At 69.5% G+C, this 17,631-nt stretch carries 19 protein-coding genes; 10 read left to right on the forward strand and 9 right to left on the reverse strand.

The window, feature by feature from the left end:
* Positions 1 to 96: 96 nt before the first annotated feature.
* Complete coding sequence (aglJ, locus tag HZS54_RS20535) at positions 97 to 1,149, forward strand: S-layer glycoprotein N-glycosyltransferase AglJ (protein ID WP_179918928.1); 1,053 nt, start codon at positions 97 to 99, stop codon at positions 1,147 to 1,149.
* 24 nt (positions 1,150 to 1,173) lie between these two features.
* Here the strand turns inward: aglJ and HZS54_RS20540 are convergent, their stop codons facing one another.
* Positions 1,174 to 1,503, reverse strand: coding sequence for a DUF5789 family protein (locus HZS54_RS20540; RefSeq protein WP_179918930.1), 330 nt, complete (start codon positions 1,501 to 1,503; stop codon positions 1,174 to 1,176).
* A gap of 178 nt (positions 1,504 to 1,681) precedes the next feature.
* Between HZS54_RS20540 and HZS54_RS20545 the strand changes: the two genes are divergently transcribed.
* The gene (locus HZS54_RS20545) at positions 1,682 to 3,382 is read left to right on the forward strand and encodes a rhomboid family intramembrane serine protease (RefSeq protein WP_179918931.1); all 1,701 of its coding nucleotides are present in this window, start codon (positions 1,682 to 1,684) and stop codon (positions 3,380 to 3,382) included.
* A 27-nt stretch (positions 3,383 to 3,409) separates the two neighbouring features.
* Here HZS54_RS20545 and HZS54_RS20550 read toward each other — a convergent pair whose 3' ends face one another.
* The 4 genes from HZS54_RS20550 to HZS54_RS20565 form a co-directional block, all read right to left on the reverse strand.
* Complete coding sequence (locus HZS54_RS20550) at positions 3,410 to 4,090, reverse strand: METTL5 family protein (RefSeq protein ID WP_179918933.1); 681 nt, start codon at positions 4,088 to 4,090, stop codon at positions 3,410 to 3,412.
* A 135-nt stretch (positions 4,091 to 4,225) separates the two neighbouring features.
* The gene (locus HZS54_RS20555) at positions 4,226 to 5,296 is read right to left on the reverse strand and encodes a hybrid sensor histidine kinase/response regulator (RefSeq protein ID WP_179918935.1); all 1,071 of its coding nucleotides are present in this window, start codon (positions 5,294 to 5,296) and stop codon (positions 4,226 to 4,228) included.
* Positions 5,296 to 5,739, reverse strand: coding sequence for a response regulator (locus HZS54_RS20560; protein ID WP_179918937.1), 444 nt, complete (start codon positions 5,737 to 5,739; stop codon positions 5,296 to 5,298). The genes HZS54_RS20555 and HZS54_RS20560 overlap by 1 nt, the downstream gene beginning before the upstream one ends.
* 73 nt (positions 5,740 to 5,812) lie before the next feature.
* Positions 5,813 to 7,849, reverse strand: coding sequence for an ATP-binding protein (locus tag HZS54_RS20565; protein ID WP_179918939.1), 2,037 nt, complete (start codon positions 7,847 to 7,849; stop codon positions 5,813 to 5,815).
* A gap of 212 nt (positions 7,850 to 8,061) precedes the next feature.
* Between HZS54_RS20565 and HZS54_RS20570 the strand changes: the two genes are divergently transcribed.
* Together HZS54_RS20570 and HZS54_RS20575 are read left to right on the forward strand one after the other, a co-directional pair.
* Positions 8,062 to 8,649, forward strand: a complete 588-nt coding sequence (locus HZS54_RS20570; protein WP_179918940.1) for a LemA family protein — start codon at positions 8,062 to 8,064, stop codon at positions 8,647 to 8,649.
* A complete protein-coding gene (locus HZS54_RS20575) occupies positions 8,649 to 9,410 on the forward strand; it encodes a hypothetical protein (RefSeq protein ID WP_179918942.1) in 762 nt (253 codons plus the stop codon). The genes HZS54_RS20570 and HZS54_RS20575 overlap by 1 nt, the downstream gene beginning before the upstream one ends.
* A 40-nt stretch (positions 9,411 to 9,450) precedes the next feature.
* Here HZS54_RS20575 and HZS54_RS20580 read toward each other — a convergent pair whose 3' ends face one another.
* From HZS54_RS20580 to HZS54_RS26515, 3 genes are all read right to left on the reverse strand, one after another.
* Positions 9,451 to 11,028 (reverse strand): zinc metalloprotease, encoded by a 1,578-nt coding sequence (locus HZS54_RS20580; RefSeq protein WP_179918944.1) that lies wholly within the window; start codon positions 11,026 to 11,028, stop codon positions 9,451 to 9,453.
* Positions 11,029 to 11,134: 106 nt separating this feature from the next.
* Entirely contained in the window at positions 11,135 to 12,208 is a 1,074-nt protein-coding gene (gene dph2, locus HZS54_RS20585; protein ID WP_179918946.1) for a diphthamide biosynthesis enzyme Dph2, read from the reverse strand.
* Between the two features lie 132 nt (positions 12,209 to 12,340).
* Complete coding sequence (locus HZS54_RS26515) at positions 12,341 to 12,475, reverse strand: hypothetical protein (RefSeq protein ID WP_281377721.1); 135 nt, start codon at positions 12,473 to 12,475, stop codon at positions 12,341 to 12,343.
* A gap of 145 nt (positions 12,476 to 12,620) precedes the next feature.
* Between HZS54_RS26515 and HZS54_RS20590 the strand changes: the two genes are divergently transcribed.
* The 6 genes from HZS54_RS20590 to HZS54_RS20615 all read left to right on the forward strand — a co-directional run bounded on the left by HZS54_RS20590 (position 12,621) and on the right by HZS54_RS20615 (position 17,224).
* Positions 12,621 to 12,896 carry a hypothetical protein gene (locus tag HZS54_RS20590; protein WP_179918948.1) on the forward strand — a complete coding sequence of 92 codons (276 nt, stop codon included), beginning with the start codon at positions 12,621 to 12,623 and terminating at the stop codon, positions 12,894 to 12,896.
* Positions 12,897 to 12,985: 89 nt separating this feature from the next.
* The gene (locus HZS54_RS20595; RefSeq protein ID WP_179918950.1) at positions 12,986 to 13,417 is read left to right on the forward strand and encodes a hypothetical protein; all 432 of its coding nucleotides are present in this window, start codon (positions 12,986 to 12,988) and stop codon (positions 13,415 to 13,417) included.
* Between the two features lie 103 nt (positions 13,418 to 13,520).
* Positions 13,521 to 13,919: a YlbF/YmcA family competence regulator gene (locus HZS54_RS20600; RefSeq protein ID WP_179918951.1), complete on the forward strand. Its 399-nt coding sequence runs from the start codon at positions 13,521 to 13,523 to the stop codon at positions 13,917 to 13,919.
* Between the two features lie 84 nt (positions 13,920 to 14,003).
* Complete coding sequence (locus tag HZS54_RS20605; RefSeq protein WP_179918952.1) at positions 14,004 to 14,837, forward strand: MBL fold metallo-hydrolase; 834 nt, start codon at positions 14,004 to 14,006, stop codon at positions 14,835 to 14,837.
* Positions 14,838 to 15,000: 163 nt separating this feature from the next.
* Entirely contained in the window at positions 15,001 to 16,212 is a 1,212-nt protein-coding gene (locus HZS54_RS20610; protein WP_179918954.1) for a coiled-coil domain-containing protein, read from the forward strand.
* Positions 16,213 to 16,318: 106 nt separating this feature from the next.
* On the forward strand, positions 16,319 to 17,224 hold the full coding sequence (locus tag HZS54_RS20615) for a phosphoribosyltransferase HisG-related protein (protein WP_179918955.1): 906 nt from the start codon (positions 16,319 to 16,321) through the stop codon (positions 17,222 to 17,224).
* 6 nt (positions 17,225 to 17,230) lie between these two features.
* On the opposite strand, the gene HZS54_RS20620 is transcribed toward HZS54_RS20615, so the two are convergent.
* The gene (locus HZS54_RS20620) at positions 17,231 to 17,587 is read right to left on the reverse strand and encodes a DUF555 domain-containing protein (RefSeq protein WP_179918957.1); all 357 of its coding nucleotides are present in this window, start codon (positions 17,585 to 17,587) and stop codon (positions 17,231 to 17,233) included.
* Positions 17,588 to 17,631: the final 44 nt, after the last annotated feature.

The raw sequence follows: 17,631 nt of genomic DNA on the forward strand, positions 1-17,631 counted from the left end.
GAACCTCGGTCCGCGGGTCCCGGCCGCCGCGTTCCCGTCGGTCCGGGGCGAGCCCAACGGGGAACCTTTTTCTCCCGGAGCGTCAAAGCGGGGACGATGGATTACGACGACGTCTGCGTGCTGGTCCCCACGCTGAACGAGTCCGAGACGATCGGACCGGTCGTCGAGTCGTTCGCGGCCGAGGGGTTCGACGACATCCTCGTGATCGACGGCGGGTCGACCGACGGCACGCAGTCGATCGCCGAGGAGAAGGGCGCACGCGTCGTCCAGCAACGCGGTTCGGAGGGGAAAGGCCAGGCCCTGCAGGAGGGGTTCGAACTGACCGACGCCCCGGTCGTGCTCATGCTCGACGGCGACCAGACCTACCGGGCCGAGGACGCCGCGGCGATGCTCGAACCGATCTTCGAGGGACGGGCCGACCACGTCATCGGTGACCGCTTCGCCGACATGGAGGACGGCGCGATGACGCGGCTCAACCGGTTCGGCAACGGCGTCATCAACCGGGCGTTCTCGGTCATCCACGGGCGCGACTACCAGGACATCCTCAGCGGCTACCGGGCGCTGACTCGCGACAGCATCGACCGGCTCTCGCTGACGGAGGATCACTTCGGCATCGAGACGGAGATGGCCGTCGAGTGCGTCAAACACAACGTCCGGACGGAGGTCGTGCCGATCCGCTATCTGGCCCGGCCCGACGACTCGGAGACGAACCTCCGGCCGTTCCGCGACGGCGCCGACATCATCCTGACGCTGTACAAGATGGCCAAGACGAACAACCCCCTCTTCTACTTCGGAAGCGTCGGCACCGCCAGTCTGGTCGTCGGCCTCGTCCTCGGGTCGTACGTCGCCGTCGAGTGGATCACGGCCAACATCTCACACGAGGTCCTCGCCTTCCTCGGCGGCCTGGCGATCATCTTCGGCGTCCAGCTGCTGATGTTCGGCGTCCTCTCGGACATGATCGTCACGGTCAACCGCGAACAGACCCGCCAGCTCGAGGACCTCACGCAGCGGCTCAGCGAGGACCGCACGCGGGGCGCCACTCGCGTCGACGAGTCCGAGAGCGCGAACGCCGCCGACGGGGCCGCGGGCGACCGGCCCGAGGGGTCCCCGCCCGGGCAGGAAGCGTCGGCGCCCGAGCGGCGGGGCTGAGCGGCGCGCCCGCGCGCTGCCGGCTCAGAACGGGACGAGCCCGCGGAGCTGTTTGACGATGCTCGTCGAGGCGGCCTGGCGCTCGCGCTCGAAGACGGGGTGCAAGGCGTTGAGCAGGTCGTCCTCGGAGTCGAACGACTCCCGATCCGTCTCGGCCAGCGCCTCGGCGACGGGCATCTCGTTGCCGGCGGCGTCGTACGGGACGGTCGCGTCGCCGAAGGTGTCGCGCAACTCCGCCGCTGTCGCGGGGAAGCCCACGTCCGCGTCGGCCAGTCGCGCGTCGAGTGCCGCGATGCCGAACTCGACGACGTCCGGTTCCTCGTCCACGTCGTTCGACGGTGGCCGAACTCCCATTACCCGACACAACGGCATCGACCCCCGAAAATCCTGCGGCTCGATCCCTCCCGCGAGCGGGACGCTCCCGGGCGTCCGGCACGTTCACACCGGGCGAGCGCCGACGTGACGCCGCACCGCCCGACCGGGGGACAGCGGCGCCGCCAGGGATAACTAACCGGCCCCCTTTGTGGCGGGCATGTTGCAGTCGTCGCCCGAGTCGGTCGCCGAAGCCGTCGAGGCCGTCCGCGCGCTGGCCCCCTGGCAGCAGATCTTCCTCGTCCTCGCCGTCGTCGGCTCGGTCGCCGTCCTGCGCCGGCTCGTCCCCGGCGAGCGCTGGGGCGACCGCCTGCGCGCGCGGTTCGTCCTCGGCGTCCCCTGGGGGACGCTGCTGACCGTCTTCGGCGTCCTGCTCGTCTACTGGGTTCTCCAGGGCGGCTGGGCCCGCCCCAACAGCCCGCTCGTGATCCCCTTCCGGTCGTGGTCGTACTTCTACCCGCTCGGCGTCCTCGCCGCCGGCTTCGCCCACAACGGCGTCGGTCACATCACCGGCAACCTGCTGGGAACGGTCCTGTTCGCGCCGGTCGTCGAGTACTACCTCGGCCACTACCCCACCGACCGCGGCTCGGAGTCGTTCTCGTCGCTGCGCACGAACCCGTTCGTCCGCCTCCTGGCTGTCCCAGTCGGTTCCGTCGCGGTCGGGGTGTTCACCGGCTTCTTCTCGATGGGGCCGGTCGTCGGCTTCTCCGGCGTCGTCTACGCCTACATCGGGTTCGCGATGGTGACGCGGCCGATGCTGGCGGTGCTCGCGCTGGTCTCCGAGCGCGTCGTCGACCTGCTCTACCGGAGCCTGCGCAACCCCTACATCACCCGCGAGCCCGGCCCGGGCTTCTCCTCGCCGTGGTGGGCCGACATCGCCATCCAGGGCCACGCGATCGGTATCCTGGCGGGCGTCCTGCTCGGGATCGGCGTCCTCGCCGTCCGCGAGGAGTACCCGAACCCGCTGTATCTGTGGTTCGCGGCGCTGGTGCTGGGCATCCGCCAGTCGCTGTGGGCGATCTACGCGCCGCTGGGCGCCAACCGGTTCGCCCTCTTCCGCGCGGTGGGCGTCGGGACCGTCTTCCTCGCCGCGGCGCTCGTCGCGACCGCCGTCTCCGCGTCGAACCGCTCGCTCGTCCCCCGGCTGGAGGGGCGGTCGTTCCGCTGGCCCGGACCCGACGGGTCGGTCGCCGCCCTCGCGGTCGGGCTGGTCGTGCTCTCGTCGTTCGCGGTCCCGTTCGGCTTCTCGACCGTCTCGGGGGAACTCCCCGCGGACACCGCCACCGTCGAGGTCCGCGACTACACGGTCACGTACGTCGAGAACGAGCCCAACCAGTACGTCTCGCTGGTCAACGAGTACCTCTACGGCGATTCACAGACGATCCGATCCAGCGGCGTGGTCGTCCTCAGCGAGCAGCGGCGGATCTGGCTCGAAGCGGTCTCGAAGAGCCGGCTGGCCTTCCAGGGGTGGGGACGCGTTCGCGTGGGCGGACTGGGCTGGCGCGAGACCGTGTACGCCGACCGCGAGGGGTGGTCGCTGGTCGGCAACGGCTCGGTGTACAAGGTGTCGCTCCGCGAGGCGGGCGAGCGGGAGCGCCTCGCCTACGCGACCGACCCGCGGCGCGCTCGGCCGACGATCGACGGCCGCAACGTCTCGATCGCCCCCGTCGACGGCGGGTTCGAGGCCGTCGTCTCGACCAACGGGTCGGTGCTGGGCCGGGCGCCGGTCCCCGCGCCGTCGAACGGGACGACGATCGGCGGGCTACGGCTCAACCGGACCGGCCGGGACCTGGTCGCGACGAGCAACCGAACGAGGGTGCAGGTCGCCAGCAAGACCGTCCCGCGGGCACAGCAGGGCTGAACGGCGGCAGCCGCGACGCCCCGGCGGTCACTCCGCGCCGGCGTCAGCGTCAGCGGCGTGGTCGTCAGCGTCGTCGGTGTCGCCGCCGTCCCAGGCGATCCGGAAGACCTCCACGTCGACCGTCTGAGAGTCGGACTCGTGGAAGTCAAACTGCCGCGGCAGGTCGAGTTCGGCGGCGAAAGCGTGGGTGACGCGGCCGCCGTTGTCGGCGGCGAACGACTCGACGAACGCCTCGCTGCCGGCGTTGTGGACCGAGTAGGACACGTCGCCGACCGCGGCGGCCGTCGCGAGGAAGCCCCGGTCGGCGTGCTCGTTGCCCGACTGGGCGCCAAAGGGCGGGTTCATCACGACCGTTGTCGGTCCGTCGGGACAGATCGGGACCGCGGTCGCGTCCGCCCGCACCCACTCGACGTCCGCGGCGGCCGCGACGCGGCGCTCGTTGGCCCGCGCCGTCGCCAGCGGGCCGGGGTCGAGGTCGACGCCGACGACCCGTTTCGGCCCGCGCAGCACGGCGCCGAGCGCCAGCATCCCCGTCCCGGTGCCCAGGTCCACGACCGTCCGACCCTCGATGTCCCCCTGCAGGTCCGCGGTGTGGATCAGGTGCGCCGCGATGTCCGGCGGCGTCCGGTACTGCTCCAGGTCCACCCGCGGGTCCTCGAAGCCCGCGACCACGCCGAGCTGCTGGGCCAGTCGAGTCTTCGTGCTCACGGTCTCACCTCGCGGTTCCCCCGACCGCTCGCGCGTCGCGTCGTGTCGGTCATCCCTCGACAATTTCTACCGCGTATGCAAAAACGTTTGTGAATGCACTAGAGTAATTCCAGTGCGAGTCGCGGTCCCGCGGCGTCAGGCCCGGGGGAGTTCGAGGACGAAGGCGGCGCCGCCGCGGTCGCTCTCCTCGGCGCGGACGGACCCGCCGTAGGACTCGACCATCGAGGAGACGAAGAAGAGGCCGAATCCGGTGCCCGTCGAGGCGTCGCCCTTGCCGCCGCGTTCGAAGATGTCGGCCTGGTCGCCGGGGGGGACGCCCGGCCCGTCGTCGGCGACGCGAAGCGACACGGTCGGTCCGCCGTCGTCCACGCTGACGCGGACGCTGGTCGTCGTATCCGAGTGTTCCACCGCGTTGGTGAGGAGGTTCGCGACCACGTCCTCGAACAGGTCGTTGGCGAGGACGGTCGTCCCCTCCGGGACGTCGACATCGACGTCGACTCTGTCGGCCATGGCGTCGACCCGTTCGGCCTCGGCGGTCACGAGCGGATCGAGCGCGACCGGTTCGAGCGCCGCGTCACCGTCGTCGGCCACGGAGTCGAGGATGGACCTGACCTTCTCGCTCAGGTCGGTGATCTTGACGCTCCAGTCGTGGATGTTCTCGGCGTGAGCGACGTGTTCCGGGTCGTCGAGGTCGGTCCGGAGCATGTCCGCCCGCGCCATGATGACGTTGAACCCGTTCATCATGTCGTGGCGGAGGACGCTGTTGAAGAAGTCCAGTTGTTCGTTGCGGCGCGTGAGCGTCTGCTCCTGTTCGTGGCGGTCGATGGCGTAGCGGAGCGCTCGCACCAGCCTGTCGCCGTCGAGTTCGCCTTTCGGGAGGTAGTCCTGGGCGCCCGACTGGATCGCCTCGACGGCGATGTCCGTGTTCTCGAGGCCCGTGAGCACGATGATCGGCACGTCGGAGTCGAACTCAGAGGCCAGGCAAAGCGTCTCTAACCCCTCGGACTGTTCGAGGCCGAGGTCGAGCAGGAGCACGTCGTAGTGGCTCTCGGTCAGCGCCGCCTCGGCGGCCGGGAGCGTCTCCACGTGCGTCAGTGTGACCTCGTCGAGGAACGCCTGGACGGAGGGGTTGTCGAGGTAGTGCTCGACGAGTTTCGCGTCCCCCGGATTGTCCTCGACGAGTAGCGCGTGAACGGTCTGCTTCATTACTCCGGGGGCATCCTGACGACGGTCAGCCAGAAGTCCTCGATGCGCTTGACGATGTCGAGGAACCCGTCGAAGTCTATCGGCTTGGTCAGATACGCGTTCGCGTGCAGGTCGTACGACTGGACGATGTCCTCCTCGGCCTCGGAACTGGTCATGACGACGACCGGGATCCGTCTGAGGTGCTCGTCCGTCTTGATCTCTTCCAGCACGTCTCTCCCGTCCTTCCGCGGCATGTTGAGGTCGAGGAGGACGAGGTCGGGCCGAGGCTCGTCCGCGTACTCGCCCTCCTGACGGAGGTAGGAAAGCGCCTCGACGCCGTCGTTGACGACGTGGAGGTTGTTGATGATGCTTCCCCGTTCGAGCGCCTTCCGCGTCAGCGTCACGTCGCCGGGGTTGTCCTCCGCGAGGAGTATCTCGACCGGTTCGGCCTGGTCGTTGTTCATCGCTGAGCTCCCGTCCGCTGGGTCGGTCGGTCCTCGGTCCTCCGTCGGTCGGTGTGTGTCGTGGCTTCGTGGGTCATGCGTGGGTCTCCTGAACGGCTTCGTCTCCGGCCGGCATCGTGAAGTGGAACGCCGCGCCGTCGCCGGGTTCGGACTCCACCCAGATCTCGCCGCCGTGGCGGTTGACGATGCGTTTGCACATCGCCAGTCCGATCCCGGTGCTCTCGGAGCGACTGCTGTTCTGCTTGAATATCTCGAAGATGCGGTCGTGCTGGTCGGCTTCGATACCCGGGCCGTCGTCGGCGACGGTGAAGTGGACCCGGTCGTCCTCGCGCTCGGCGTCGACCGTGACGGTCGGCTGGTCGCCGCCGTAATGGAGCGCGTTCTCGACGAGGTTCTGGAACAGCTGTCCGAGCTGCTCGCGGTCGACGGTGACGGCCGGCAGGTCGTCGCCCTCGACGGTGGCCTCGCGCTCCTCGACCAACAGCTCCAGACTCCGGACCGTCTCCTCGAAGACGGCCCCGGCGTCGGTCTCCGTCAGCTCGTCGCCCTGTGTCGTGACCCGGGAGTACTGGAGGAGCGCGTCGATCATCGCCTGCATCCGGGTCGCGCCGTCGACGGCGTACTCCATGTACAGTTCGCCGTCCTCGTCGAAACTGTCCCCGTACTCCTCTTCGAGCAGGGAGACGTAACTCGACACCATCCGTAGGGGCTCCTGCAGGTCGTGCGAGGCGACGTAGGCGAACTGCTGGAGGCTCTCGTTGGACCGCTGGAGCTCCGTTCGCTGGCGCTCGAGTTCCGCCTCGCGCTCGACGCGTTCGAGGGCGTCGATAGTCGCTTGCTCGATCATCTCGACCATCGTGCGCTCGAACTCGTCGAACTCGGTCGAGTCGGGGTGACCGACGTTCAACAGCCCGCGGTCGCCGACCGGGACCAGCATGAGCGTCTCCAGATCGGCACCGGGGGCCGACGGGTTCGAGAGGGCGTCGTACTCCGGAACGACGGTCGGTTCGCCCGCTCGATAGAGGGCCATCTCGTCGTGGCCCGCCTCGATGGCCGGGAGAGACTCCGTGTCCGACACGCCCGCCACGTCGAGCGCGCTTTCGGAGGCGGCTATCGGTTCGAGCCGCTCGTCGTCCGCGTCGTACGACCAGTACGCGGTGACCGGACAGCCGATCACCGAGTCCACGATGTCGACGACGATTTCAGCGACCTCCCGCTCGGACCGGGCGTGGGGCAGCTGTCGCGTCGCTTCGGCGAGGTCCCGGAGCCGCACCTCGCGCTGTTTGAGTTCGGAGACGTCCCGCGAGAACCCCGCGACGTAGGCGACCGACCCGTCGTCGTCGAAGACCGGCTCGGCGTGGACGCTGATCCAGCGACCGCTCTCTCCCTCGTCGGTCCGGACCTGGAACTCCAGGTCGGCCGATTCGCCGGCGGAGAGGACGGCCATCTTCTCCGTGACTCGCTCGCGGTCTTCGGGACGGATCCCCTCGAGGAAGTCGCCGGGTTCGTCGATGAGGTCAGCGACCGAGCGGTCCCACAGGGCCTCGTAGGCCGAGTTGATGATGACGGTCTCCGACCAGTCGCCCGAGAACATCCACAGCGCGTCGTTGGTGTACTCGGTCAGCCGAAAGAGCAGATCCGTCGTCTCCTCGAGGCGCCGGTAGGTTCGGTAGTCGTCGACGGCGGTGGCGAGCCGGTCGTTCACCGCCGCGAACGTCGCCTCGTCCGGCTCCCCCTCGTACGTGACGTAGCCGTCCGCGCCCGCGTTGACGGCCGCGGCGGCGACCCGCTCGCTCCCCTCGTCGGTCAGCAGGACGAACGGGAGCCCGTCGTCTATCGCGCGGACCCGCTCGAGGACGGCGAGCCCGTCCGTGTCGGGGAACGCGTACGCACTGACGACGCAGTCGACGGCGTCGGTCCCGAGCCCGTCGAGCGCCTCGTCGACGGACGACGCGGCGCGCGCGCTCACCGAGTCGGTCGACGCTTCCAGCCCCTCGGCCACGGCCGCCGCGGTCGCCTCGTCGGGGTGGAGACAGCGGACGGTGACCGCCTCGTCCGCTTCCACCAGCGGTCTGACGTACGTGGTCGAGTCGAAGTCGACGCCGCTCACCGGCGGCCCTCCCGACGGGCGAGCGACCTCGCGTCCGGCGGTCGCCGCGCGACGGATGTATCTCCAGGCATACGCGGTGATCCACGGACGAACGTAAACGTCTGTGGTCGCAATTATCGCCGGTGATAGCACTGCTCGAGCGCCGCCGAAGGTCGCGATCCGCGCGGAACCGTCCGTAGCGGTTAAATATCAGATGCGTGAGCACGTAACGTATGGCGCTGTACGTGTTCGTGGTCGGGGGGTTCGCGGTCGTCCTCGCGGGCTGGCTGGTGCTGTCGTATCTCCGCCGGGCGCACGACCACCTCGTCGACGCGCGGGAGAACTGCGAGACGGCCTGGAGCAACGTCGAGGTGTTGCTCCAGCGCCGCCACGACGAGGTGGGCAACCTCGTCGAGATCGCCGGCGAGTACATGGATCACGAGCGGGACGTGCTCGCGGGCGTCGTCGCGGCCCGCGAAGCGGCGATCGAGGCCAACTCGCCCGACCAGGCGGCCATCGCCGAGGCGGAGATCCGCGACTCGATCCAGGAGTTCTACTCGCTGGCCGAGGAGATGCCCGAGCTGCGGACCGACGAGAAGTTCGCGGACGTGCGCGACTCGCTGCAGGACGTGGAGCAGCGTCTGGAGAACCGCCGGGAGTACTACAACGACGCCGTCCGCCGGTACAACGCCCTGCTGGAGAAGGTGCCCGAGCGCTACGTCGCCGCCCGCCGCGGCTACGAACCGCGCGACCAGTTCGAGGCCGAGGAGGCCGCCAAAGGCGAGTTCTCCGTGAGCGACCGCCTCCAGCGGGCCGAGTGATGGTCTTCGGCTACGTCGCCTACGCGGGGGTCGTCCTCCTGACGGGCGTCGGCGTGCTCTGGGGGATCGGCTCCCTGCTGGTCGGCTTCGACCGCTTCGAGGAGGCCCGCGCCATCCGGACGACGCCCGTCGCCTCGCTCGACTCGGTGGCCGTCGGCCCCGCCGCGATCCGCGGCGAGGTCGAACCCGTCGCCGGCCCGGAGACCGACATCTACGGCTGCGAGGCCGCCGTCGCCTACGACCTGACCGTCACCGACTTCGAGAACAGCCAGTCGACGACGCCGGTCGACCGCTCGCGCGTCCGGACTTTCGACGTGACGACCGACGAGGGGTCGATCCGGGTCGAAGACGCGGTCTTCGACTTGCACGTCTCCGACGAGCGCTCGTGGACGGAGAACCGCGAGAGCTACCGCACCCCCGACGAGGAGCTGTGGCGCTTCGAGCGCGAGTGGGGTCTCGGCGAGCTGTCCGCCGGCGAGGAGCGCACGTACGAGGCCGAATACCTCTGTCCCGGCGACGAGGTCTACGTGTACGGCACCGTCGAGGTCGACGACGACCGGGAGGGCGACGAGGGGAAGCCGCTGGTGTTGACCGACCGCGACGGGCTCGCGTTCGCCTCGGACCGCGACCCCGACGCCCTGCTGCGCGAGCGCCGGTTCGCGCTCGCGAAGGACGGCGCCGTCGGCGTCCTCGTCGGGACCGTCTCGCTGGCCGCGTTCCTCTGGCTGACCGGCATCGCGCAGGTGTTCCTCGGCGCGTGAGCGGTGGACCCGGCGCGTGAACGGGAGTCGGAGCGGCCGGTCACTCCGTCGCCGACCGCAGTCCACCGACGGCGGCCCGCCCCAGCGACAGGACGCCCCACTTGAGCAGCTTGTAGAGGTACCACGCCGCGAGCAGCGAGACCGCGAACAGCAGCCAGATCACCTGCGCGGACTGCCCGTCGATCGGTCCGGCGACGGCCTCCAGCGCGGTCCCGAGCGCGACGAACGCGACGAAAAGCGAGACGCCGAACCCGACGACGAACCCGGTGAACTGCGCGGTGTTTGTCAGGTCGTGGACCAGACTCTTCCAGAGGTAGTCGACCCGGCTCTGCTCGCCCGGCGGTTCGGGGTCCGGGTCGCGCTCGGGGCCCCCGCCGTCGGTGTCCGAACCCGTCTCCGCTCGCCCCGAATCGCCCCCGTCGTCGTCCGACCGGATCACCTCGTCGGGCACCGGCCAGGAACGACCCGCGAGCGTCGCCGCGCAGTCGTCACAGGGGGCTTCGTCGGCGATGTCCAGTTCCCGAACGGTCGGCGAGGAGGAGAACGGACACCGCTTGTCGCTGCACTTCTCGGCGCCCAGGAGCCGACCGGCCTGCGTGACCGCCTGCTTGCGGACGCGCGTCTCGCGGTCGCGGTCGGCTTCGGACGCCGGGATATCCGCGTCTTCGGCAAGCCGAAACGTCGAGAACAGGGCCGTCGAGCCGCCGATCCCCCCGACGCCGAAGACGTAGTTCCGCCGATTCGCGAAGAGATCGGCGTCGGTGACGGCGAGGGTCGGTTCCGTGCCGACCGCTCCGTCGAGCGCGTCGAGGACCGCCACGGCGTCGTACTGCTCGCGAGCGTCGTCGTAGGCGTCGTCGGGGAGCGCGGAGAGCGCGACCGGCTCCGACGCGACGGTCGCGTCGAACGGCAGGTGCGTCTCGACGGCGTCGACCGCCGCCTCGACCGCGGCGTCGTCCGGGTCGCCGAGGGCGACGACCTCGAGCGGCGACGACTCGCCGGTCCCGCCCCCGCGCTCGGACGGCCCGGACACCGCCCCGCCGTCGAGCGACCAGTCGCCGTCGGGAACGAGCGGCGAACTGCGACCCAGCAACTCCTCGCGACACGACTCGCAGGGGTCGGGGCCGATGCGGTCGAACTCCCGCGCGTCGTCGGCGACGTGGAAGAGGCAGGTCTCGTCGTCGCAGGCGTCCATCCCGACGAGGTAGCCGACGTGCTGGGACGTGACCGTCCGCAGGCGGTCCTCGAACGCCGGATCGCCGCGGTCGCCGAGGTCCGCGGTCGAGACGATCGCCTTCGAGCCGTGCCGCCAGGCGAGCCCGAACGCCCGCTCGACGCGCGGCTTGACGATCGTCTCGTCGGTGACGGCCAGGACCCGGTCGCGGCCGCTCCGGTCGCGGGCGTAGTCGGCGAGTTCCAACCCGTGATACAGCCCCTCCGCGTGCGTGCCGTCGAAGCCCGACAGCGGCACGTCTCCAGGGTGAATCCGCGCGTCGACCGGGATCGTCTCCGCGGCGCCCTCGGCGACCGTTTCCAGCGTCGCCCTGTCGACCCCGCCGACCCCGACGATCCACAGCGGCTCCGCCCCCGTCGTCGTCCGTCCCGTGCCCGTTCCCATCGATGTCAGCCGGGTTTCACGGGGCCCGCAATAACTGTTCCGACTACCGACAGGTGTGCGCTCGCGGTTCTCGGTGTCCGATCCGTCTCCCAGGTGTCCTCTCGGACTACCAGGTGCCGTGGAACGTGTCGAACGCGAGGTCCTCCAGCGGTTCCTCGCCGATGGCGATGCGGTACTCCTGGGGGGTGAGCATCGGCTGTTTGAACTGCGGGCCGTCGTCGGTGGTGATGCGCGGACAGCCCGTGTTGACGTAGGCGTCCAGCCCGAAGTTGGTCAGGCGGTCGGGCGTCACCTCGTCCATCGTGATGAGGTAGGCGTTCTCGTTGTTCTCGACGATCTCCTGGGCCTGGTCCCAGCGGCCCTGACCGATCTTGGTGCAGAAGATGACGCCCCACTCCTCGGCGTCCATCGCGCGGTGGACCGCGCCGTAGCGCTGTTTCATGAACTTCTCCGTGTCCGCGACGGAGACGGCGTTGTTGACGGGGTCGGCGATGACGACTTTCTTGTCGGGGTGCTCCATCGCGAGGCCGAGCGGGTGGAACTTCCCGCCGCCGACGTAGAGCATCTGGTCGGCGTCCACGTCCGCGCTGGCGTAGTTACACCCGAGGACCTGTCCCTCGTGGGTGAGTCGGTCGTCGCCCTTGCGGGTGTGGACGGTGTAGCCGCGCTCTTCGAGCCACGAGCGCATCTCGTCGAACTTGTTCATGTGCTGGGCGGTCGTCACGAGGCCCACGTCGGGGTCCTCCTCGGCCGGCGAGAGCTGTTCGTCGGCCGCCCGCTCCATGATCGGGAAGACGTCGACGTTGGAGAACAGCGGGACGTAGATGATCTTGTCCGACTCCTTCATCGGGCTGTGCCCGAAGTGGACGAACACGTCCGTCCGGCGCATCAGGTAGGTGTCCAGGTCGCAGGCGCCGTAGCAGGGCTGGCCCGACATCATGACGCTCACGTCGTCGGGCAGTTCGCTGCGGAGGTCGTCGGCGACGCGCGGGCCGCGGCGCTTGAGTCCCTCGGGGAACTGCAGGCCGACGGTCTCGGCGCCCCGTTCTTCGACGGCGTCGACGATGCGGTCGAGTTCGTAGTCCCACTCGCGGTCGTGGCGCAGCGACATCCCCGTCTTGGTGAGGTCGCCCTCGGTGCGAGGCGCGTCGTCGGCCTCGCCGCGCGAATCCTGGCTCATTGGGCAGTCGTATCGGCTCGGAGGGTAAAACGTCCGCGGTCCCCGGCGGTCCCGTCGGCGGGCGACGATCCCGCGGCTGGGCGGGTGGTGACACGCGAGAGCGAACCGCCGTGAGATCGAAGCGGCGGCCGGTCAGGGGTCCTCGACGACGATCCGCTCGTCGCCGCCGCGAGCGCGGGTCAGCGCCGAGACGATGCGGTCCTGAAATCGGAGGAAGCCGAACACGAGCGTCGCGAGCAGCCCACCGACGACCAGTTCTGAGACCATACCCACGCTTCGACCCGACGCCGGAAAAGCCCTCGGACACCAGCCAGTCCCGTCGGGCTCGGCGACTCACGGCCCGTCCCGGCGGTCGGACGTGCTGTCGGGCGCGCCACACTTATCGACCTCCCGGGAGTAGTTTCGACCGACGATGGTCCCACTCTCGACGGTCCTCCGGACGGCGGTCGTGGCCGCCGTCTCGTTCGCGGTCGCGGCCGGCTGCGCGGTCGCGGTCACCCGGTTGGCCGTTCGCACCCGCTTTTTCGCGATGGACGACCGCTTGCCGGACACCTGGCACGGTCGGCCGCTCCGACAGGCCGACCGCGAACAGCGGGACGGACTGAACCCGTTCATCCTCGCGTTCGCGGCCTTCTGGATCGCGTTCGGGGTCGCAAACGTCGCGCTCGACGCGCTGTTGCTCGGGTAGCGTCGGCGAGGTCCGCCCCCGGCCCGATGTCGCCGTTCCGACTACCCGCAGTCGCCGAAGCTTTGCCGTTCGCGCGCTCAGTGCCGGACATGTCCCTCCGCACGTGGGCGTACGCGACGGTCGATTTCCTGCTGGCGTCCGCCGGCCTCTATCTTGCGCTCGCTCCCGCGTTCACGGTCGCCTACGCGCTGGCCGCCGACGCCACGCTGTTCGCAGGGCCACCTCAGACCGCGGCGGTCGTCGTCGCCGTCGGCGGGAGCTACCCGTTCGTCGCCGGCGACTGGTCCTATCGCCGACTGACCGTCTTCGTGGTCGCGCTGTACGTCGCCAGCGGCGCCGCGGGGCTGGCCGGGCTCGCCCTGCTCCGGTCGGCCGACGTGACGCTCCCCTCGACGGTCGTCGCTCGCGCCGGCGCGCTCGCGGTGGCCTACCCGGTCGCCGCGGCGGCGGCGTTCCGCGACCGCGTCCGTCGCCGGCTGGGGTTCCGGCCGCTCGACGCCGACGACCGCGCGGGACGGTGACTGCTCGGCCGGCGTCCGCTCGGCCGGCGATCGGTCGGTCGGAACGCCCACCGGCGCCCGGAGTCGGCAGTTTGAAACCCGCGAGGTACCAACGGGGAGTAGAATGAGCATCGAGACCGACGCGGCGAACGCGGAGGCCGGCGAGGAGGTCGACGCGCTCGCCCGCGAACTCGGCGAGCGGATCGCGGACATGCCGCTCTACGAGCGCTACCGGGAGGCCAAAGCGGAAGTCGAGGCCGACGAGGACCTCCAGGATCAGATCCGGGAGTTCGAACAGATCCGAGAGGAGTTCATGCTCGCGCGCCAGACCAACGAGGCCACCCAGGAGGACCTCCGGACGCTGCAGGACGCCCAGGAGGAGCTCCACGACCACCCGAAGATGTCGGAGTACCTCGAACTCCAGAGCGAGCTCGAACTGCGCCTCCAGGAGCTCAACGAGATCATCTCCGAGCCGCTGACGGTGGACTTCGGCGGCAAGGCCGGCGGCTGCTGCGAGGACTGACGCCGCGGCGCCGCGACCGGCCGGCTCGGACTTCTCCGTCGGCAAAGCACAATACCTTAGCCGCTGGTACGAGCAGGGTGAGCCATGACAGTCGGAAGCAGCGACTGGGGCGACTGGCTCCCCCGGGCAGTGGAATCGGCGTCGCCGGACACCCTCGCGATATGGTATCTCGGCTGTAACGGCTTCATCCTCAAGGCCAGCGACGGCACGACCGTCTTCGTCGACCCGTACCTCGGTCTCGGCGACCCGCCGCGGACCCTGCGGATGATCCCCGTCCCGTTCGACCCCGAGGACGTGGCCGAGGCCGACGCGATGTTCGGCACCCACGAGCACGTCGACCACGTCCACGGCCCGAGCCAGGCGCCCATCCTCGCCAACACGGGCGCGGACTACTACACGGCCGACGCCGGCCACGACGTGATCGAGGAGGAGGACTGGACCGGCAACTGGGACGTGAGCGACGAGCAACTCCACGAGATCGAGGAGGGCGACACGGTCGAACTCGGCGAGCTGACGGTCCACGTCGAGCCCGCGAACGATCCGGACGCCATCCACCCGGTCTCGCTGGTCTTCGAGCACGAGGCCGGCACCTTCTTCCACGGCGGCGACGCCCGCCCCGGCGAGTTCGAGCAGGTGGGCGAGGAGTACGACATCGACGTGGGGGTCCTGGCGTTCGGCGCCGTCGGGAACATCCCGGACAAGGAGACCGGCGAGGACGTTCGCACCCAGTGGTACAGCGACGAGAACATGGTGATCGACGCCGCCAACGAACTCCAGCTGGACACGCTCGTGCCGACCCACTGGGACATGTGGAAGGGCATGACGACCGAGCCGACCGTGCTGCACAACCACGCCGCGAGCTTCGAGTACCCCGAGAACCTGCGGATCGTCGAGATCGGCGACCGCTTCGACCTCTGAGGCGGCCGCCGGGGCGGGTCTCGGGCCGCCCGCGGCGTCGCCGGGACCGCCGAACGAACGACCACTTTTCGCCCGAAATACCGCGCGTTCCTTCCGCTGAGGCGAGATGACGTATTCCGGACAATAAGTATCATTAAGTTGGTCCCTAAACGAGAGGGAACACATGAGCGACTCACAGCAGTACGAAAAAGTGTCCGTCTCGTCGGACGGGGTGACGGTGGACAAGCGGTTCGAGGAGGACGAGTTCCCGGTGCCGGCGATCGCCTTCGAGATCCAGTCGGCGCGCTCGGAGACGGTGACGGTGACGCTGGTCGACCGGGTGCCCGAGGACGTGGCGGTCGAGGACCTGGGCTTTCACCCGGAGTACGGCTCCGAGTACTGGACGATCGACGAGGACCAGATCACCTTCGAGCGGGAGCTGGAGGCGGGCGCGGAGTACACGACCGTCTACGGCATCCGGGCGACCGGGACCGACAACGTCGAGCAGTTCCTCACGACGCCGACCATCGAGTCGGTCGACCCGCCGCTGGACGAGGGCGACGGCCCCGTCGTCGACGAGGGCAGCAGCGACGTGGTGCGCGACGTGATCTCCGGCGACGGGGACGTGCCGGGGCTCGAAGAGGACGACGACGCTGACGGAGCAGACGAGGATGTGGAGACGCTGAACCTCAAGGACCCGAACGAGCCGGGAGAGCCGGCGTCGGGCGGCGGCGACGGCGACGAGTCCGGTGGCTCCTCGGGCGGCACGGTCGCCGTCGAGGACGCGGACGTGGACTCGCTGGTCGGCGCGCTGGCCGCCGAGATCCGCAACCAGAACGTCGACGCCGAGGACGTGAAGCTGCTGCGGAAGGCGTTCGACCTGGCCGACGACAACGGCGGCAGCGTCGACGCGCGCATCCAGCACCTCCAGACCGAGGTGTCGGACCTGCTCGCGTACACGGGCGCGCTGGAGGAGTTCCTCGACGAGAACGGCACGGGCGACGAGATGATCGAGGAGTTCCGCGACCAGGTCAAGTCCTTCGAGTCCGAACTGGAGGAGGTCCGCGAGATGGCCTCGGGCCACGAGGAGTCGATCTCGGGGGTCGAGGAGACCGTCGCCTCGGTCGAGTCGTCGATGGAGGCGCTCCAGTCGGACATGGACGAGGTGCTCGACGACGTCGAAGCCGTCCAGAGCGACGTGGACACCGTCCAGAGCGAGGTCGAGTCCGTCGAGGGCACCGTCGACGAGGTCGAGGGCGACCTCGACGACCTCGAGGAGCAGGTCGGCGACATCGACGTCGAGGACGTGCGCTCGGACATCGAGGACATCAACGACGAGATCGAGGAGCTCAAGGAGTGGCGCGAGCAGCTCTCCTCGGTCATCGGCGGGAGCTGAGCGGACGGGTCTGCGGCCCGAAGCTCGCCGGGGAGGGTGACGGTACGGGCGACGGACGCCGCGGAGATCGGACTCGTTTTACGCGCCGCTTGCGTGCCCCTTGGCAATGACGACCGTCAGCGTCGCGGTGCCGCGGAAGGGACGCCCGCTCGAAGCGGTCCTCGACAGACTCGCCGACGAGACGGGCGTCGCCGGCCTGGCCGACGACGTGATCTCGACCCTGCGCTACGAGAAGGCAGTCACCAAGGGCGAGCAGTCGGCGACCGGCGACGTGTACGAACGGCTCGCGGCCTACAGCGACGACGAGGACCCGCATGCACCGGAGTACACGCTCGTCCGCGACGACCGCTCGGGGATGCCTCGCCGGATCGTCTTCGACAGCGCCACCGTCCCGGTCGACGAGGACCTGCAACTGCGGCTGGTCGGTCGCGAGGAGCCGTTCCGCGCGCTCCGGAAACACGAGATGCCGCTCGGCTTCGACAGCGCCGACCTCTTCCTCGAAGAGGTCGTCGAACTCCGCGAGGAGCCGCTGGCGGAACTCGGCGACGTCAACGAGCGCGTCGACCCGCGGGACACCGACGTGCGGCTCGTCGCCGGGCTCGGCGACACCGTCTGGCACTCGCTGCTGGTCACCCCCGAGGTCGCCGCCGAGTACGACGCCGACCCCACCCGGGAGCTGGTCGACGCCTACGAGGGCGACTTGTGTATCTCACCGCGCTACGAGCGGCTCGTCGAGGGCGTCCTCGGCACCGCGGCGACCGACGGGATCGAGTTCACCTATCCCACCGACGACCACGAGGAGGAAGAGGCCGCGATCGCCGAGACGGGTATCGGCGTCTACCTGACCGTCTCCGGCGGGACCGCCCGGGAACACGGCCTCGAAGTCGGCGAACACCTCTTCCCGAGCGAGACGGTGCTGCTGAAGAGCGAGCCGGAAGTGACCGACGCGGCCGATCGGGTGGCGGATCTCTTGGTCAGCGCCGAGACGGGGACGCGGCTGGCGGCGCGGTGAGAAAGGTCAGTTCTCCTCGTCGCTCTCGGTCTCGATGGTGTCGATGACGTCGAGCGGCACGTCGCGCAGGGCGCCGCCCACGTCGCTCTTGGCGATGCGCTGGGCGTGTTCCTCGCTCTCGGCGTTGAACACTTCCATCTCCAGCACCAGGCCCACCAGGGCGGTGTCGGCGGCGATGTACGCCGAGTCGAACGGCTCGGCGCAGGCCGGACAGTTCGTCGAGCCCACGCCCACCTCGACGTAGTCCATGTCCTTCTGGTTGAGGCGTTTGCCCGCCTCGCTGATGGCGACGCCGATGGCGTCGTCGATGTTGTCCACGTCGTGAACCAACCAGGCCGCTTCCATCACTACGATGTAGTTCATACACGCATCTCCGCCTTACTCCGTAATCCTGTTTTTGATCCCGT

It is taken from the genome of Halosimplex pelagicum (assembly GCF_013415905.1).
Taxonomy (GTDB): domain Archaea; phylum Halobacteriota; class Halobacteria; order Halobacteriales; family Haloarculaceae; genus Halosimplex; species Halosimplex pelagicum.

Coding starts and splice junctions, on each gene's coding strand:
- HZS54_RS20590 (WP_179918948.1), top strand. CDS start 12,621: ATGGTCCCACTCTCGACGGTCCTCCGGACGGCGGTCGTGGCCGCCGTC.
- HZS54_RS20615 (WP_179918955.1), top strand. CDS start 16,319: ATGACGACCGTCAGCGTCGCGGTGCCGCGGAAGGGACGCCCGCTCGAA.
- HZS54_RS20570 (WP_179918940.1), top strand. CDS start 8,062: ATGGCGCTGTACGTGTTCGTGGTCGGGGGGTTCGCGGTCGTCCTCGCG.
- dph2 (WP_179918946.1), bottom strand. CDS start 12,208: ATGAGCCAGGATTCGCGCGGCGAGGCCGACGACGCGCCTCGCACCGAG.
- HZS54_RS20545 (WP_179918931.1), top strand. CDS start 1,682: ATGTTGCAGTCGTCGCCCGAGTCGGTCGCCGAAGCCGTCGAGGCCGTC.
- HZS54_RS20560 (WP_179918937.1), bottom strand. CDS start 5,739: ATGAACAACGACCAGGCCGAACCGGTCGAGATACTCCTCGCGGAGGAC.
- aglJ (WP_179918928.1), top strand. CDS start 97: ATGGATTACGACGACGTCTGCGTGCTGGTCCCCACGCTGAACGAGTCC.
- HZS54_RS20605 (WP_179918952.1), top strand. CDS start 14,004: ATGACAGTCGGAAGCAGCGACTGGGGCGACTGGCTCCCCCGGGCAGTG.
- HZS54_RS20540 (WP_179918930.1), bottom strand. CDS start 1,503: ATGGGAGTTCGGCCACCGTCGAACGACGTGGACGAGGAACCGGACGTC.
- HZS54_RS20555 (WP_179918935.1), bottom strand. CDS start 5,296: ATGAAGCAGACCGTTCACGCGCTACTCGTCGAGGACAATCCGGGGGAC.
- HZS54_RS20620 (WP_179918957.1), bottom strand. CDS start 17,587: ATGAACTACATCGTAGTGATGGAAGCGGCCTGGTTGGTTCACGACGTG.
- HZS54_RS20610 (WP_179918954.1), top strand. CDS start 15,001: ATGAGCGACTCACAGCAGTACGAAAAAGTGTCCGTCTCGTCGGACGGG.
- HZS54_RS20600 (WP_179918951.1), top strand. CDS start 13,521: ATGAGCATCGAGACCGACGCGGCGAACGCGGAGGCCGGCGAGGAGGTC.
- HZS54_RS20595 (WP_179918950.1), top strand. CDS start 12,986: ATGTCCCTCCGCACGTGGGCGTACGCGACGGTCGATTTCCTGCTGGCG.
- HZS54_RS20580 (WP_179918944.1), bottom strand. CDS start 11,028: ATGGGAACGGGCACGGGACGGACGACGACGGGGGCGGAGCCGCTGTGG.
- HZS54_RS20575 (WP_179918942.1), top strand. CDS start 8,649: ATGGTCTTCGGCTACGTCGCCTACGCGGGGGTCGTCCTCCTGACGGGC.
- HZS54_RS26515 (WP_281377721.1), bottom strand. CDS start 12,475: ATGGTCTCAGAACTGGTCGTCGGTGGGCTGCTCGCGACGCTCGTGTTC.